This window comes from Gellertiella hungarica (assembly GCF_014197145.1).
GTDB classification, from domain to species: Bacteria; Pseudomonadota; Alphaproteobacteria; order Rhizobiales; family Rhizobiaceae; genus Gellertiella; species Gellertiella hungarica.
Genome location: NZ_JACIEZ010000004.1, coordinates 266,773 through 283,465, shown reverse-complemented (window position 1 = coordinate 283,465; position 16,693 = coordinate 266,773). Strand labels below are relative to the sequence as shown.

9 protein-coding genes are annotated in these 16,693 nt (G+C 62.4%); 5 read left to right on the top strand and 4 right to left on the bottom strand.

Annotation, left to right across the window (positions count from 1 at the left end; translation table 11 throughout):
* Nucleotides 1–8: 8 nt before the first annotated feature.
* From GGR23_RS12635 to GGR23_RS12620, 4 genes are all read right to left on the bottom strand, one after another.
* A complete protein-coding gene (locus GGR23_RS12635; protein WP_183366638.1) occupies nt 9–821 on the bottom strand; it encodes an ABC transporter permease in 813 nt (270 codons plus the stop codon).
* 1 nt (nt 822) lies between these two features.
* Entirely contained in the window at nt 823–1,551 is a 729-nt protein-coding gene (locus tag GGR23_RS12630) for an ABC transporter permease (RefSeq protein WP_183366637.1), read from the bottom strand.
* A 64-nt stretch (nt 1,552–1,615) separates the two neighbouring features.
* Nucleotides 1,616–2,395 carry a transporter substrate-binding domain-containing protein gene (locus tag GGR23_RS12625; protein WP_183366636.1) on the bottom strand — a complete coding sequence of 260 codons (780 nt, stop codon included), beginning with the start codon at nt 2,393–2,395 and terminating at the stop codon, nt 1,616–1,618.
* A 26-nt stretch (nt 2,396–2,421) separates the two neighbouring features.
* Nucleotides 2,422–3,195, bottom strand: a complete 774-nt coding sequence (locus tag GGR23_RS12620; protein ID WP_183366635.1) for an ABC transporter ATP-binding protein — start codon at nt 3,193–3,195, stop codon at nt 2,422–2,424.
* A 198-nt stretch (nt 3,196–3,393) separates the two neighbouring features.
* Here GGR23_RS12620 and GGR23_RS12615 point away from each other — a divergent pair, with 198 nt between their 5' ends.
* The 5 genes from GGR23_RS12615 (at nt 3,394) to GGR23_RS12595 (ending at nt 16,598) form a co-directional block, all read left to right on the top strand.
* Nucleotides 3,394–4,269 (top strand): dimethylarginine dimethylaminohydrolase family protein, encoded by an 876-nt coding sequence (locus GGR23_RS12615; RefSeq protein WP_183366634.1) that lies wholly within the window; start codon nt 3,394–3,396, stop codon nt 4,267–4,269.
* Nucleotides 4,266–4,898 (top strand): TetR family transcriptional regulator C-terminal domain-containing protein, encoded by a 633-nt coding sequence (locus tag GGR23_RS12610; protein ID WP_183366633.1) that lies wholly within the window; start codon nt 4,266–4,268, stop codon nt 4,896–4,898. The genes GGR23_RS12615 and GGR23_RS12610 overlap by 4 nt, the downstream gene beginning before the upstream one ends.
* 58 nt (nt 4,899–4,956) lie before the next feature.
* Nucleotides 4,957–6,147, top strand: a complete 1,191-nt coding sequence (locus tag GGR23_RS12605; RefSeq protein WP_183366767.1) for a pyridoxal phosphate-dependent aminotransferase — start codon at nt 4,957–4,959, stop codon at nt 6,145–6,147.
* On the top strand, nt 6,144–7,757 hold the full coding sequence (locus GGR23_RS12600) for a 5-guanidino-2-oxopentanoate decarboxylase (RefSeq protein ID WP_183366632.1): 1,614 nt from the start codon (nt 6,144–6,146) through the stop codon (nt 7,755–7,757). Before GGR23_RS12605 ends, GGR23_RS12600 begins: the two co-directional genes overlap by 4 nt.
* Before the next feature lie 345 nt (nt 7,758–8,102).
* Nucleotides 8,103–16,598, top strand: coding sequence for a glycoside hydrolase family 94 protein (locus GGR23_RS12595; protein WP_183366631.1), 8,496 nt, complete (start codon nt 8,103–8,105; stop codon nt 16,596–16,598).
* Nucleotides 16,599–16,693: the final 95 nt, after the last annotated feature.

Sequence of the window (16,693 nt, the reverse complement as noted above, 5' to 3'; positions counted from 1 at the left end):
TTCATGTCTTATGCACCACGCGTGGGAATGCGGTTTTCAAGGAGGCGGAAGCCCCAGATGAGCAGGCCCGTCAGGCAGAGATAGATCAGGGCCAGCAGAAGCAAGGGCTCGTAGGTGAGGAAGGTATCCTGCCGCACGCGCGAAATCACCCCATAAACATCCACGACCGTGATCGTGGCGATGAGCGGGGTGGCCTTGAGCTGCAGCACGGTTTCACCGTTCAGGGTGGGCAGGGCGCGGTGGATGGCGCGCGGCAGCCAGATCCGCCAGAACAGCTTGAAACGGCTCATCCCGAAGGCCTCTGCCGCCTCCAGCTCGCCTCGCGGTACGCCGGCAAAAGCGCCGCGCATGACTTCGCCTTCGTAAGCGGCGAAGGAGATCATGAGCGCCGTGAAGCCATAGGGCCAGGCCTGGCGCAGATATGGCCAAAGGAAGGACTGGCGGATCTCCGGATACTGGGCAAAGAGCGAACCCAGGCCATAATACAGCATCCAGAGCTGCAGAAGCAGCGGCGTGCCGCGGATGATCGTGCAGAAGGTAAGGGCGAGCCAGGAGAGCGGCCGCGGCCCCGTGACCTGAACCAGCCCGATGGGCACGGCAAGCATGAAGCCCACAATAGCGGTGGAGAACAGCATGATCAGCGTCTCGCCCACACCATAGGCAAGGCGGGTGCCGTAATTCGGCAGCCAGTCCCAACGCATGAACCACACGACGCAAAACACAAGCACCGCAAAGATTGCCATCAGCACGATGCGGTGCGGCTCGAAAAGGCTCCGGGGGCGGGGCGCGGTATAGGCGGGCAGGGTGGTCGGCTCACTCATCTCATGCCGTCCTTGTCAGGCCGCGACGGGCACGCTTTTCGATCAGCCGGATCACGAGGCTGGAGACCAGCGTCCAGGCTAGGTAAATCGCACCGGCGGCGAGGAAGAAGAGCATGTAGGCCTTGGTGGAGCCTGCCGCCTGTCGGGTCACGAGAGTGAGCTCGCTGAAACCGATGACAGCCAGCAGAGCCGTATCCTTGGTAGCCACCATCCAGAGGTTGGCAAGTCCGGGAAGCGCGTGCGGCAGCATTGCAGGAAGCGTCACCCGCCGGAGAACCTGGAAGGAAGACATGCCATAGGCACGGGCAGCTTCGATCTGGCCGATCGGTACCGCCTTGATGGCTCCGCGGAAAACTTCCGTCGCATAGGCCCCCTGCACCACGCCGATCACGAATATGCCCGCCGTCAGGGCATTGATGTCGACCGAGCCGTAGCCGGCCAGTGCCAGCAACTGGCTGAGGGCATCCGTCCCTGCGTAATAGAGGAGAAGCATCAGGACCAGCTCCGGGATGGCCCGGATCAGGGTCGTATAGACTTCCATCAGATCCCTGAGAACCGGCCCTCCATAGAGCTTGCCGCACGCACCGCCGATACCGATCAGGAGTCCGAGGCCATAGCCGCCAAAGGCGAGTTTGAGCGATTGAATGAAGCCGACAAGCATGACACCGCCCCAACCGGGCGGTTCCAGTGCGAGCAGGCTCAGATAGGACTGGGTTGCTGCTGCCACCATGGCATGTATCCACCAGGACGGGAACGGATCCGTGGCCGCAGGCCACGGATCCGTTCAGCCGTTGTTACTTGCCATAGATGTCGAAATCGAAATACTTCTTGGAGAAGGTGTCATAAGTGCCATTGGCACGGATCGCCTTGATGGCGGCGTTGATCTTCTCCTTGAGCTCGGTTTCTCCCTTCCGCAGGCCGACACCTACGCCCAGCCCCAGGATGGACGGATCGTCAACGACCGTTCCCTTCACTTCGCAGCAGGCGCCCGCCTCCGATTTCAGGAATGCATCGAGCGCAACGGAATCGGCCTGAACGGCGTCAACGCGGCCGGCGGCCAGATCCTGGTTCGCCTCATCCTGGGTCTGGTATTCCTTGATTTCTGCAGCCGTCGGGCCAAAGTACTTCGTGGCATAGGCCTGGTGGATGGTGGATACCTGTACCCCGATGATCTTGCCCTTCAGGCCTTCCGGAGTGGCGTCGAACTTCTGGTCCTTCGGGCCGATCACGACCGTCGGTGTGTTGTAGTACTTGTCGGAGAAATCGATCGTCTTGAGCCGCTCTTCCGTGATCGACATCGATCCGATGATCATGTCGATCTTCTTGGAGGTGAGGGCCGGAATGATGCCATCCCAGGCGACGGGCGTGATGACGCAGTCCAGCTTGGCTTCGGCGCAGAGAGCCTTCTGGAAGTCCACTTCCCAGCCAACCCAGTTGCCGTTCGCGTCCGGCGAGGTGAAGGGCGGGTAAGGCTCGGCGGCGAAGCCGACCTTGACCTGTTCCGCCTGCGCGGCACCGGCAAGGCCAAGCCCGAGTGCCAGTGTGGCAGCGATGATGGAAAGCGATTTTTTCATGGTGTTCCCCTTTGCTTTTTCGCTTTTCAGTGGATGGAGCTGATGAATTTCTTCAGCCGTTCAGATTTGGGCGCCCCGAAGATCTGGTCCGGGGGTCCCTGTTCCTCGATCATGCCGTTGTGGAGGAAGACGACGTGATTGGAGACTTCGCGTGCAAATTTCATTTCATGCGTCACGAGCAGCATCGTGCGCTTCTCGCGGGCCAGATCGCCGATCACGGTGAGCACTTCGCCCACAAGTTCTGGATCAAGCGCGGAGGTGGGTTCGTCGAACAGCATCGCGAGCGGCTGGACGGCGAGAGCCCGGGCAATTGCCGCGCGTTGCTGTTGCCCTCCCGAAAGGAACGCCGGATAGGCATCCCGCTTTTCGAACAGTCCGACGCGCTTCAGCAGCGCTTCCGCGGTGGCGATGGCCTGATCTCGTGGCACGCCCAGCACATGGATCGGCACCTCGATCACATTCTGCAACACCGTCATGTGCTGCCACAGGTTGAAACTCTGGAAAACCATGGCCAGGCGGGAGCGGATGCGCTGCACCTGCTTGCGGTTTGCCGGCATGAGACCGCCCTGGCCATCGGGCTTCATCTCTATGGTTTCGCCATGTACCGTCACGCGGCCGGCGGTCGGAAGTTCCAGAAGATTGATGCAGCGGAGAAAGGTGGACTTGCCCGACCCTGAGCCACCGATGATGGCGATGACGTCACCCTGTTTCGCCTCCAGTGATACGCCCTTGAGCACCTCCAGCGGCCCGAACCGCTTGTGGAGGTCGGTTACCTGAATGGCCAGTCCGGGCTCGGTCATTGCATCCCATCCCCTTGTTCGGGCTTTGTTTTTACCCGCCTTCTTGTGTGTTCCCCAGCTTTTTGCTTCTCGCTCCGCGCTGGCTCGTAGCGATGTTGGAGAGGAGTTTTGCACTTGTCCGAAAATTATTCAAGCGTATAATATCGAGCACTGCCCGCCTCGCTGCGGGCCTGGCTTCAAGAGAGGGGAAGTGGCCGCATGAGCAATTTCGGATCGCAAGCGATGGCAACGACACTGAAGCGCGTGCTCATGCGCCGCCCCGGACCCAGCCTTCTTTCGGCAAACGCTGCCGAGTGGCACTATGGGCCCACCTTCAACGGCGAAAAGGCGATCCGGCAATATGCCGAGTTTACACGGCTTGTTGAAAAGTCGGGTGCCGAAATTCTGTGGATGGAGGACGCAGGCGATGGCATGGCAGATGCGATGTTCACGCATGATCCCTCGCTGATGACCGACAAGGGTGCAATCATCCTCAACATGGGCAAGGCGCTGCGCAAGGGTGAGCCGTCGCTCCACGAAGCCGCTTACCGGGCTGCCGGCATCCCCATTCTTGGAAGGGTCGAGGCACCCGGTACCGTCGAGGGCGGCGACTGCATCTGGGTCAATGACAGGATCCTCGCGATCGGTCGCGGGGTCCGTTCCAACCAGCATGGCATCGATCAGGTCCAGGAAATCCTGAAGCCCCTCGGCGTGACGGTGCTGACCTTCGATCTTCCGCTCTGGGCCGGGGAGGCAGCATGCCTGCATCTGATGTCTGTCATGAGCCCGCTTGCCGAAGATCTTGCCCTGGTTCACGCCCCGCTCATGCCTGCGGCCTTCTACCTGATGCTGCGCGACATGGGGATCACACTTCTTCACGCGCCGGAGGAGGAGTTCGCCGCGAGCTTCGGCCTCAATCTCAATGTGCTGCCCGTCAGTCCGCGCAACGTCATTGCCGTTGCCGGCTTTCCCGGAACCCGTGCGGTGATGGAGCAGGCTGGCTGTACGGTCGAGACCTTCGAGGCCGATGCCCTCTGCATTGCCTGCGAGGGCGGACCGACCTGCCTCACGCGGCCGGTCTGGCGGGCTGCATGAGCCGGCGGACCTTTCACCGGGCCGGCGAGGCGGAACGGCGCCGCGACCTGATCGCGGCCACGATTGACGTCATCGCAGAACAGGGCCTGCGTGCGGCCACCGTGCGCCAGATTGCAGCCCGGGCAGGCGTGACCGGCGGCCTCATCCGGCATTACTTCGAAAGCAAGGACCAGATGGTCCAGGAGGCCTATCGGGAGCTGATGCAGGGCATGCTGCGGAGCGTGGATGCTGCCGCGGATGCGGGTGGCGATACGCCCCGGGACCGTCTTCGCCATTTCATCGCCGGCAATCTGCACGACAACGTCACCAACGCGCGAACCTTTGCGGTCTGGGCTGCCTTCATCGGGCACGTCAACCTCGATCCGGCCTTTGCAGCCATCCACCGGGAGTACTATCTCGCCTTCCTGGAAAGGCTCGAGGCGCATATCCGTGCCTTTCTCGCGGATATCGGCAAACCGGCGGACGCGGCCTCATGCCGGGTCAAGGCAGTTGCCATCAACGGTCTCGTGGATGGTCTCTGGCTCGAGCATTCGGTCGCACGGGAACTGTTCAGCGAGACGGAAGCTGCCGACATCGTGCTGCGCTCGGCAGAGGAGCTTCTGGGTTTGCCGCCCGGTGGCCTCACCTGATAAAGGCCCATTCCAATCCGGTACCTCCGGCGATCATCGCATGAAGAAGGATCACACCATGCGCTACGCTTCCATCACCGATCGACTGTCAAACCTCGGTTCCGGCAAATGGGCGGTTCACAGCACCGCACGCGGCATGGCTGCGGCCGGCACGCCCATCATCGAGCTGACCATCGGCGAGCCCGATCTGCCGCCGGATGAAGCCCTGCTGGCCGAATGCGCCCGTGCCATGCATGCCGGCCGGACGCGCTATTCGAACGGTCGCGGCGAGCCCGCGGTGCTGAAGGCGCTGACCGACAAGTATCGCAAGCGCCGCCCCGACGTCACGGAAAAGAACATCCTTTGCTTCCCGGGCACCCAAACGGCACTCTTCGCCGTCATGATGGGTCTTGTCGAGCCGGGTGACGCGGTTCTCGTTGGCGATCCGCTGTATGCCACTTACGAGGGTGTCGTGGCCTCCACGGGTGCCCGGCTTGTTCCGGTTCCGCTTCATCCCGAGCGGCGCTTCCATCTGCAGGCGGAGGATCTGGAAAAGGCGATTACGCCCGACAGCCGCGTTCTTCTCCTCAACACGCCACACAACCCGACGGGTGCCGTGCTGACTGCCGGCGAAATCGCCGCCATTGGCGAGGTTTGCCGTCGCCACGATCTCTGGATCGTTTGCGACGAAGTCTATGAAGAACTGACCTTCGGCGCGGATTTCGCCTCGCCCTTCGACAATCCCGATCTCGCGGAACGTACCATCGTCGTCTCCTCCATTTCGAAATCCCATGCCGCACCCGGTTTCCGCAGCGGCTGGGCTGCGGGACCCGTGGAATTCTGCGAACGCCTGCTGCCCGTATCGGAAACGATGCTGTTCGGTGTCCAGCCCTTCATTTCGGATATGACTGCCATGGCCGTATCCCAGCGTTTCGATACGGCCGCCGTCATGCGGGAAAACTATCTGCGCCGGGCGAAGATCGTGGAGACGGCGCTGGCCGGGGAACCGCTGCTCAGGACGATGATGCCGGAGGGCGGCATGTTCATCCTGGTGGATGTCGGTCAGACGGGTCTTTCGGGCGAAGACTTTGCCTGGGCACTCCTGAAGCAACAGCATGTGGCAGTTATGCCGGGTTCTTCCTTCGGTGCAGAGGCGCGAGACTTCATTCGGATCTCGCTTACGGTTCCCGACGATGTGCTGGCCACCGCCATGAAGCGCATGGCGACGCTGGCAACGGATCTCAAGCAGGAGAGGGCCAGACGGGCATGAGCAGGAGCACGAAGACAGTCGGCGAGGTTCTGATAGACATCCTGGAGGCCAACGGCGTCGACACGGTCTTCGGCATACCGGGCGTTCATACCGTCGAGCTCTATCGGGGGCTTGCCGGGTCGAAGATCCGCCACGTCACGCCGCGCCACGAACAAGGAGCCGCGTTCATGGCCGATGGCTATGCGCGCGTCAGTGGCAAGCCGGGCGTTTGCCTGCTGATCACCGGGCCGGGACTGACCAATGCCATCACCGCCATGGCGCAGGCACAGCAGGATTCGGTTCCCATGCTCGTCATCTCGGGTGTGAATGCACGTGCCACGCTGGGTCATGGCCGGGGAAAGCTGCATGAACTTCCCGACCAGAGGGCGATGATGGCAAGTTTCTGCCTGATGACGCACACGCTGCTGGAACCCGGCGACCTCGCCGAGGTCATGGCACGGGCCTTCACCATTCTCGGCTCCGGGCGCCCCGGGCCGGTGCACATCGAGATTCCGACGGACGTGATGTCGGCGCAGATCCCGGCGACTGTTCCGAAGGCCGCTCCGCGCCTTCGTCCGAGAGGCGAAAAGGCCGTGATCGAGGAGGCGGCCCGCCTCTGCGCCATGGCGGCAAGGCCGCTCATCCTGGCCGGCGGTGGCGCCGTTGCCGCTGCCGATGCCATTGGCATGTTAGCCTCCCGCCTGGACGCGCCGGTCATAACGACCGCCAACGCCCGCGGTCTTCTGCCCGGACATCCGCTTGCGGTTCCCGCAAGTGCAAGTCTGCATTCCGTGCGGGCCGAGATCGCGGCAGCCGATCTCGTGCTTGCGCTCGGTACCCAGTTTGGCCCGACCGACTACGACGTCTACGTCGACGGAGGCTTTCCGAAACTGGATAGCGTGATCCATGTTGATGTCGATGCCGTCCAGTTGTCCCGTTACCCCGATAGCCGGGTCTCCGTTCTTTCGACCGTGGAGAACGCGGCTGCAGACCTGCTTTCTCTCGTTCCCGATGTCTTGCCGACGAGAGGGGGAGCGGAACGGGCATCGCTGCTGCGCCAGTCGGCGCGGTCGGAGCTGAGCGCGAAAATGCAGCATGAGGTCGCGATTCTCGAGCGCATCCGCACCGCCCTGCCGGGCCTCATCATCGTCGGGGACTCCACCCAGGCGATCTATGCAGGCAATCTCTACTACGACGCCGACCGTCCGCATGGCTGGTTCAACGCCGCGACCGGCTTCGGCGCCTTGGGCTACGGCCCCCCCGCCGCCGTGGGAGCCGCCCTTGCCGAACCCGGCACTCCGGTCGTCTGCCTGACGGGCGATGGAGGCCTGCAGTTCACGCTGGCGGAAATCGGTTCCGCGCGCGATGCCGGTGCCCGTGTCATCTTCCTGGTCTGGAACAACGACGGATATCAGGAAATCGAAACCTACATGATCGACAACGGGATCACACCCGAAGGCGTGAAGCCATCCGCGCCCGACTTCGTGAAGATCGGCGAGGCTTACGGTCTTCCGTCATGGCGGCTCGATGACATCAGCGAACTGGAGGCTGCCCTGAAAAGTGCCGCCGGTCATGGTGGTCCCACCCTGATCGAGGTGCATGAGCGCCACACGCGCGGGCTGCGGCTCTGAACTGTACGGTCCTCTCCCCGTGCGGATGCAGGCGCACGCCTGGAAGCACCCACAGGTCCCGATAAGGTACGAAGGTCCGAGGCGGCCGCCCTTGACTTCAAGTCAAACTGCTTCAATCTCACGCGGTTCGCCTTGGCGGGGCAACTGGCGCAAAAAAGCCATGTTCGCTGAACAAGGCAGTGACTCTTGCGCCCTGTCCCGGCGTGCCTGTCCATGTGCAAGGAAGGCCATCATCGCGCGGAAGAATTGCGGTCCGTATCCGGCGGCCAAAATTGTTGTGCTGATGCAGGCATCGGGATATGGCGTGGCCGTTTGATCACTCTGTATGTATCCAGATCGGAACTCATGTCTCTGCAAAGCCCGCACGCCGCCTCTAGTCGCGATTCCGAATCCAGGCAGATCGATCACAACGGTTCGATCCGTTCCACCTACTTTTCCATGGAGGAGCTCCGCGCGCTGGGTGCAGACGTGGCGACGAACGGAACGCTTCATTTGCCTGCCTATACCCCGTTCGATTTTTTCCGCCGCCACAAGGAAAATGATCGGGAAATTCTGAGGGTCTATCGCTCGACTGCATCGGATGTGGCCGCGGGGGCGGTGATCACCCCCGCCGCCGAATGGCTTCTCGATAATCACTACATCGTGGAAGAAGCCCTGCAGGAGGTGCGGCGCGACTTTCCCCGGCGCTTTTACCGCGAACTTCCGACCATTACCGTCGCAGGTCACGAAATCCCACGGACCCTTGCCATCGCCTGGCTCTACGTGGCGCACACCCACAGCACCGTTTCCCGTGAAAGCCTGACGGCAATCGTCGACGGCTTTCAGTCCGTTGAAACGCTGAAGATCGGCGAGCTCTGGGCCCTGCCGTCCATGGTTCGCTATGTCCTGATCGAAAATCTGCGGCGCATTTCCATCCGGGTCGAACGCTCCCGGCAGATGCGGCGGCGGGCCAACGAGGCGGCGGACGAACTCATCCGCCTGGGCGATGCCGAACGCTGCAAGGCCTATCTCCACAGCCTGGAACAGCTTGCTGAAGACAATACCTTTGCCACCCAGTTCCTCTACCGGTTGCGCGACGGTTCCCAGACCTCCAGCCTTGCGATCGCCTGGCTGGAGGAGCGGCTCGAGCGGGCGGGCACCGATGCGGAAGAGGTGCTGATGGCGGAACATAACCGCCTCTCTTCTGGCAATGTGACCATGGGCAACATCATCAAGGGCCTTCGTCACATCAACGATACGGAGTGGGCCGTCTGGGTGGAAGAGGTGAGCGCTGTCGACAAGGTGCTCTTTGCCCGCACCGATTATGGTGCGCTCGATTCCGGCTCCCGGAACAAGTATCGAAAGACCATCGAGCGGCTCGCCAGGCGTTCGGGTCTGACCGAGCTGCAGATAGCGGAAACCGCCTGCGACATGACCGAACAGGCCGGACCCGTCGGCCTGACCGGTCGGACGGCAAATCTCGGCGATTTTCTGGTCGGCACTCAGCGCAAGAAACTCGAGAAGGCCATCGGCTACCGCACGCCTTTCCTGCAGGGCTCCATCCGGAACTTCCGCAAGTTCGACTGGTTCGCTATCGGCGGACCGGTCATCGCCTTCACGCTGATGGCGCTTGTCGGTGCCTTTCTGTTTCTCGCGCAGACCAGCCTGGGCATCGGAGCGCTCGTTCTCCTGCTCTTCCTCTTCGCGCTTCCTGCATCGGAGGGTGCAACGGGGCTCTTCAACACGCTTGTCACCTTTCTCGTGCCGCCGGTCCGTTTGATCGGCTACGAGTTCAAGGACGGGATTCCGGAGGATGCGCGGACACTGCTCGTGGTTCCATGCCTCATCTCCAGCCGAGACAGCGTCGACGAGCTTATCCGCAACCTGGAAGTCCATTACCTTTCAAACCCCCATGGGGCCATCCACTTTGCGCTGGTCAGCGACTGGCCGGACAGCCAGAAGGAAGAGACCGAAGCCGATCTGGCTGTCTTTGCCTATGCCCGCCAGCAGATCGAGATGCTGCGGCAACGCTATGCCGGCGATCCCATGCAGCGCTTCTTCCTCCTGCATCGCCGCCGGCTCTACAATCCGCAGGAAGGCTGCTGGATGGGCTGGGAGCGCAAGCGTGGCAAGCTGCACGAGCTCAATCTCCTCCTCCGCGGCGATCGTGACACCACCTTCCTTCCCGGCGCCAACGAGATTCCGGAAGGCATCCAGTATGTGATGACGCTGGATTCCGACACGCGCCTGATGCGCGATGCGGTAACCAAGCTTGTCGGCAAGCTGCACCACCCGATCAATCGCCCGGAACTCGATCCGGTGACGCGCCGGGTGGTCAAGGGTTACGGCCTGCTGCAACCGCGTGTGACGGCATCGCTGACGACAGGCGTCGATGCCTCGGTCTTCCAGCGCATCTTCTCGATCAATCGCGGCCTGGATCCTTATGTATTCACCGTCTCGGACGTCTATCAGGACCTGACCGGCGAGGGCACCTTTACCGGCAAGGGCCTTTATCATGTGGATGCTTTCGAGGCTGCCCTCAAAGGCCGGATCGAAGAGAACACCATTCTCAGCCACGACCTGCTGGAAGGCTCCATGGCGCGATGCGCCCTGGTGACCGATGTCGAACTGGTGGAGGATTTCCCCGTCCGGTACGAGGTGGAAGTCTCCCGCCAGCATCGCTGGGCACGCGGCGACTGGCAGTTGCTCCCCTTCATCCTCGACCTGAAGCGCGGCGTCAGCGCGCTCGGGCGATGGAAAATGATCGACAACCTTCGCCGCTCGCTGATTCCGATCGCCTGGTTCCTCGCCTCTGTCTGCGGCTGGATCCTGCTGGAACCCTTCCACGCTCTGGTCTGGCAGGCGCTGCTGATCTTCTGCCTTTTCGTTGCACCGACGCTCTCGCTGATCTCGGGCATCATTCCCCGTTCGAGCGATATCGTTGCCCGTGCCCATCTCTATACGGTCTGGTCGGATATCAGGGCTGCCAATGCGCAGGTTGCCCTGCGCGTGGTCTTCATCGCCGATTCCGCCTGGAAGATGCTGGACGCCATCGTCCGGTCGCTCTATCGCCTCTTCATCAGCCGCAGGCTTCTGCTGGAATGGAAGACGGCGGCTAGCGTTCAGTCGGCGGCGCAGGGCTCCATCCTGGATTATTACAAGAACATGTGGCAGGGCCCCGCGCTGTCGCTCGCCGGTCTTGTCCTTGCGGCACTTTACGGCCAGGAGAGCTTCCTTGTCGCCCTGCCTTTCGTCTTCCTCTGGATCGTGTCGCCTGCCATAGCCTGGTATGTGAGCCAGACGGCGGAGACGGAAGATCGGCTTGTCGTCTCGGAAGAAGTTTCGACGGAACTGCGAAAGATCGCGCGCCGCACATGGCGCTACTTCGAAACATTCGTGGACGCGGAACAGAATTTCCTGCCGCCGGACAATTTCCAGGAGATACCGAATCCGGTCGTCGCCAAGCGCACCTCGCCCACCAATATCGGCGTCTATCTCCTCTCGATTATCTCCGCGCGTCAGTTCGGCTGGATTTCCTTTGCCGAAACCATCGAACGCATCGAGCAGACCGTCGCCACCATCGACCGCATGGAGAAGTTCCGCGGCCATCTTCTGAACTGGTATCTGACCGATACCCTGGCGACGCTCGGCCCCCGTTATGTATCGGCGGTCGATAGCGGCAACCTCGCGGGCCATCTGGTGGCCGTGTCTTCTGCTTTGCGGGACTGGGAGGAAGCGCCTTCCGCTCACATGCAGGCGCAGATCGATGGCGTGGCGGACGTTCTGGGAATCCTTCGGGAAGTGCTGGCCGAGCTGCCGGATGACCGGAAGACCGTGCGTCCGCTTCGGCGCCGCCTTGCCGAATGCATCGACAGTTTCCGCTCGGCCCTATCCGCCGTCCGCCGCGAGAAGGTCTCGGCCTCCACGCAGATCCAGACCCTGCTCGGCCTTGCGCGAGACATCGAGAAACTGGCGATCAATCTGGACCACGAAGTTGCCTCGGTACAAAGCGCCGAAGTTGCAGCATGGTCCAGCGCGCTCGTTCGAACCTGCGAGGCCCATGCCAGCGACTCGGCCGCGGATATCGCCAACATCGAGCCCTTGCGGCACCGGCTCGCCTTCCTTCGCGACAAGACCCGCGGCATTGCCTTCGGCATGGACTTCAGCTTCCTGTTCCGCAAGGAGAGGCGCCTGCTCTCCATCGGCTATCGCGTCGAGACAGGTGAACTCGACGAGGCCTGCTACGATCTGCTGGCCTCGGAGGCCCGCCTCACCAGCCTTTTTGCGATTGCCAAGGGCGATCTTCCCACGGAGCACTGGTACAAGCTCGGCCGTCAGGTCGTGCCGGTGGGCTCCAGAGGCGCCCTGGTGTCGTGGTCTGGGTCGATGTTCGAATATCTCATGCCGCCGCTCGTCATGCAGGAGCGGCAGGGCGGGATCCTCAACCAGACCAACAATCTGGTGGTCCAGGAGCAGATCAACCACGGCAAACGCCTGGGCACGCCCTGGGGCATTTCGGAAGCCGCGTTCAATGCGCGGGATCATGAACTGACCTACCAGTATACGAATTTCGGCGTTCCCACGCTCGGTCTCAAGCGGGGTCTCGGGGAAAATGCCGTTATCGCGCCCTATGCTTCCCTTCTGGCCTCGCAGTACCATCCCGAGGCGGCGCTCGCGAACCTGAAGGAATTGCGCAAGCTCGGCGCTCTCGGCCCCTATGGTTTCCATGACGCGGTCGATTTCACCCCGACGCGGGTACCAGAAGGAAGCCGCTGTGCCGTGGTCCGCAACTACATGGCTCACCATCACGGCATGTCGATTGCCGCGGTTGCCAACGTCGTTTTCAACGGCATGCTGCGCGAGCTCTTCCACTCGGATCCGGTTGTCGAAGCCGCCGAACTGCTGGTCGAGGAAAAGGCGCCACGCGAAGTCAAGGTGATGAGCGCCAAGCAGGAGCCTGCCAAGCCAGGTTCCAGCCAGGCAGACCTCCTGCGTCCGCAGATCAGGACCGTCAACGATCCGGCAAACCGCGAACGCGAACTGGTCTTCCTGTCGAACGGCCATTACTCGGTGATGCTTACCGCCACCGGTTCGGGCTACTCCCGCTGGAACGGACAGTCGGTCAGCCGCTGGAAGGCAGACCCCACCGAGGACAACTGGGGCAATTTCGTCTTCCTGCGCGACCTCGGCACCAATCAATGGTGGTCGGCAACCGTGGCTCCCAAGGCGATCGAAGGCGAGAAATCCAATGTCATCTTCGGTGACGACAAGGCCGAGTTCTCCAAGACCGTAGGCCGTCTGACCAGTGAGCTGGAATGCATCGTCGGCACGGAACACGACGCCGAGGGCCGCCGTCTCACCCTCATCAACATGAGCCAGGAAGACCGCTTCATCGAAGTGACCTCCTACATGGAACCGGTGCTCTCCACCGATGATGCTGACAGCGCGCATCCGTTGTTCTCGCGCATGTTCGTGCGCACGGAGATCGGCAAGCGCGGGGATGTCATTCGCGCCGTGCGCAACAAGCGCAATCCGAATGAGCCGGACATGTGGGTCGCCCATCTGGTGGTCGACAATTCCGGCTCCGGACGTCCGACGGAGTTCGAGACCGACCGTCGCCGCTTCATCGGTCGCGGGCGCAGCCTCGCGGAAGCGGCTGCTTTCGATCCCGGTTCTTCCCTGTCCGGCAAGGATGGCTTTACCCTCGATCCCGTCCTGTCCATTCGCCGGATCGTGCGCGTGCCGGCCGGCAAGAAGGTCAGCGTGATCTACTGGACGATCGCCGCACCGACCCGCGAAGAGATCGACATGGCGATCGACAGGTATCGTCATCCCGATGCGTTCAGTCATGAAATGGTTCACGCCTGGACCCGCGCGCAGGTGCAGATGCGTCACATCGGCGTAAACTCCCGGCAGGCGGCGGCCTTCCAGCTGCTCGGCCGTTACCTGGTTTATCCGGACATGCATCTCCGGGCGGACCCGGCCACGGTTGTGGCCGGGCTGGCTTCCCAGTCGGCGCTCTGGCCTCTTGCCATTTCCGGCGATTTCCCGATCATCGCCCTGCGCATCAACGACGAGATGGATCTCGGGATCGCCCGGGAAGCGCTCATGGCGCAGGAATATCTGCGCTCGCGCGGGTTGACGGTCGATCTGGTGATCGTCAACGAACGTGCGGCCTCCTATGCGCAGGACATGCAGCATGCGCTTGATGCCGCCTGCGAGAATTTCCGGCGGCTTGGTCAGGCAGACGGCCTTCGCCAGCACATTTTCGCGGTGCGCCGCGACCTGATGGACAACACCACCTGGCAGGCGCTCATTGCCGCATCGCGCGCCGTATTCCATGCGGCCAACGGAACCATAACGGACCAGATCAACCGGAGCATCGCGCTTTTTGCCCCGACCATGCCGGCCCCCTCTGCCGCTGGCGAAGCCGAGCGGGACGCCGAGGTCGTTCTGTCCTCCGTTCCCGCCCGGGACATGGTGGCTGTCGAGGATGCGGGCGATCTGGACTTCTGGAATGGTTATGGCGGTTTCAGCCGCGATGGCAGCGAATATGTCATTCGCCTGCGGGGCGGACAGGCAACGCCCCAGCCCTGGATCAACGTGGTTGCCAATACCGGCTTCGGCTTCCATGTCGCGGGCGAAGGTGGCGGCTTCACATGGAGCCGTAACTCACGCGACTACCAGCTGACGCCCTGGACGAACGACCCGGTCGTCAACCGGCCCGGCGAAGCATTCTATATCGTCGACCAGGAAACTGGCGCCGTTACCGTACCCTTCGCATCGCTTTCGAGAGACCAGGGGCAAAGCTTCGAAGCGCGCCATGGTCAGGGTTACAGCGTCTTCGTCACGAAGAATGGTCCCTTGTCGCTTGAGCTTCTCCAGGCGGTCGATCCTCTCGAGCCGGTCAAGGTGTCCCGTCTGCGGATCCGGAACACCGGGCAAGAGCCGAAGATTCTCAAGGTTTACGCCTATGCGGAATGGGTGCTCGGCAACAATGCCCAGAAGACGGCTCCCTATGTCATGACGTCCCATGACATCGAGACCGAGGCGCTGTTCGCCAGCAATCCCTACAGCATAGACTATCCGGGACGGACGGCGTTCCTTGCCGCAAGCATCGCGCCGGAAAGCTTCACGGCCAGCCGCCGGGAGTTCATTGGACGGGAGGGGGCAATTCACGCTCCCGCGGCGATCCGCCCGGGACAGCCGCTATCCAACAATGCGGATTTCGACGGCGATCCGGCTGCGGCGCTCGCTCTCGGCATCACGGTGGCGCCCGGCGAGGAGCGGGATGTCTATGTCTATCTAGGAGATGCCGGGAATGCCGACGACGCGCGTCGGGTGCTTTCTGCGGTCCGCTCGAAGGACTTCGAGCAATCGCTGAAGGATATCCATTCCAACTGGTCGACCTTCACCGGTACCGTCAACGTGCGCACCCCGGACAAGGCATTCGACCTGATGGTCAACCGTTGGCTGCCCTATCAGGCGCTCGCCTGCCGCATCAGGGCGCGTGCGGCCTTCTATCAGGCAAGCGGCGCTTTCGGTTTCCGAGACCAGTTGCAGGATACGCTCGCATTCCTCCTGCACGATCCGTCGCTGGCGCGAGGCCAGATCCTCAACGCGGCGTCGCGCCAGTTCGTCGAAGGAGACGTGCAGCACTGGTGGTTGCCGGAAACCGGTGCAGGTGTGCGAACACTGATTTCCGACGACGTGGTCTGGCTCGCGCATGCCGTCGATCATTACGTGTCCGTGACCGGTGACGCATCGATTCTCGATGAGGTCGTTCCGTTCCTTTCGGGCGAGCCGCTGGCGGAGGGGCAGCATGATTCGTTCTACCGTCCCGAGACGAGCTCGGAGTCGGGAAGCATCTACGAACATGCAGCGCGCGGATTGGATCTCGCGGTTCTGCGGACCGGCGAGAACGGCTTGCCGCTCATTCTTGGCGGCGACTGGAACGACGGTATGAACAGGGTCGGCATCGAGGGCCGCGGCACGAGCACCTGGCTCGGCTGGCTTCTGGCCGCGACGCTGGAGCGCTTCATTCCGCGTGCCGCCGATCGCGGCGACAGCGCGCGTGCCGCGCGCTGGAAGGATCATTTCCTGCGCCTCGAAAAGGCGCTTGAAGAGGCCGGCTGGGATGGCGACCATTACCGTCGGGGAACATTCGATGACGGTACGCCGCTGGGCTCGGCGTTGTCCGATGAATGCCGGATCGATTCGATCGCGCAGTCGTGGTCTGTGCTTTCGGGCAAGGGTACGCCGGATCGCCAGCAACGCGCGATGGACGCAGTGATGACGAACCTTGTGGACGGAGAGGCAGGACTGGTTCGCCTGTTTACGCCGCCGTTCCAAAACACCGATCACGACCCCGGCTACATCAAGGCCTATCCGCCCGGCGTGCGCGAAAATGGCGGGCAGTATACCCACGCCGCCACATGGGTCGTGCTGGCCCTTGCAAGGCTTGGCCGCGCGGAAGAAGCCTATCGCTGCTTCTCGATGCTCAACCCCATCTCGCATGCGCTGAACCGCGATTCGGCGGAGCATTATCGGGTGGAGCCCTATGTCGTTGCGGCCGATGTATACGGTGCGGGCGAATTGACGGGACGCGGAGGCTGGACGTGGTACACGGGTTCCGCCGGCTGGCTTTATCGCGCTGCTGTCGAAGGGATCCTCGGCATTCGGCGGGAAGGACGCACGATCAGGCTTGACCCCGTTCTGCCCGCAGCGTGGGACCGGGTGGATGTGGAGATCAGGATTGCCAGCACGTCGCGCCGGGTAGCAATGATCCGGAAATCCGACCGCCTGGAAATCAGCGTGGACGGCACCATCCTCGAGGAGGGCGCGAGGGTGTTCGATCTCTAGGGACAGAGTAACCCTCCCGCCGGAACGCGAAGCCGGGCGGGAGGGGCCTTCAGAGCAGGAAACGGGTGGAGAACGGCCACCGGATCCAGCACCTT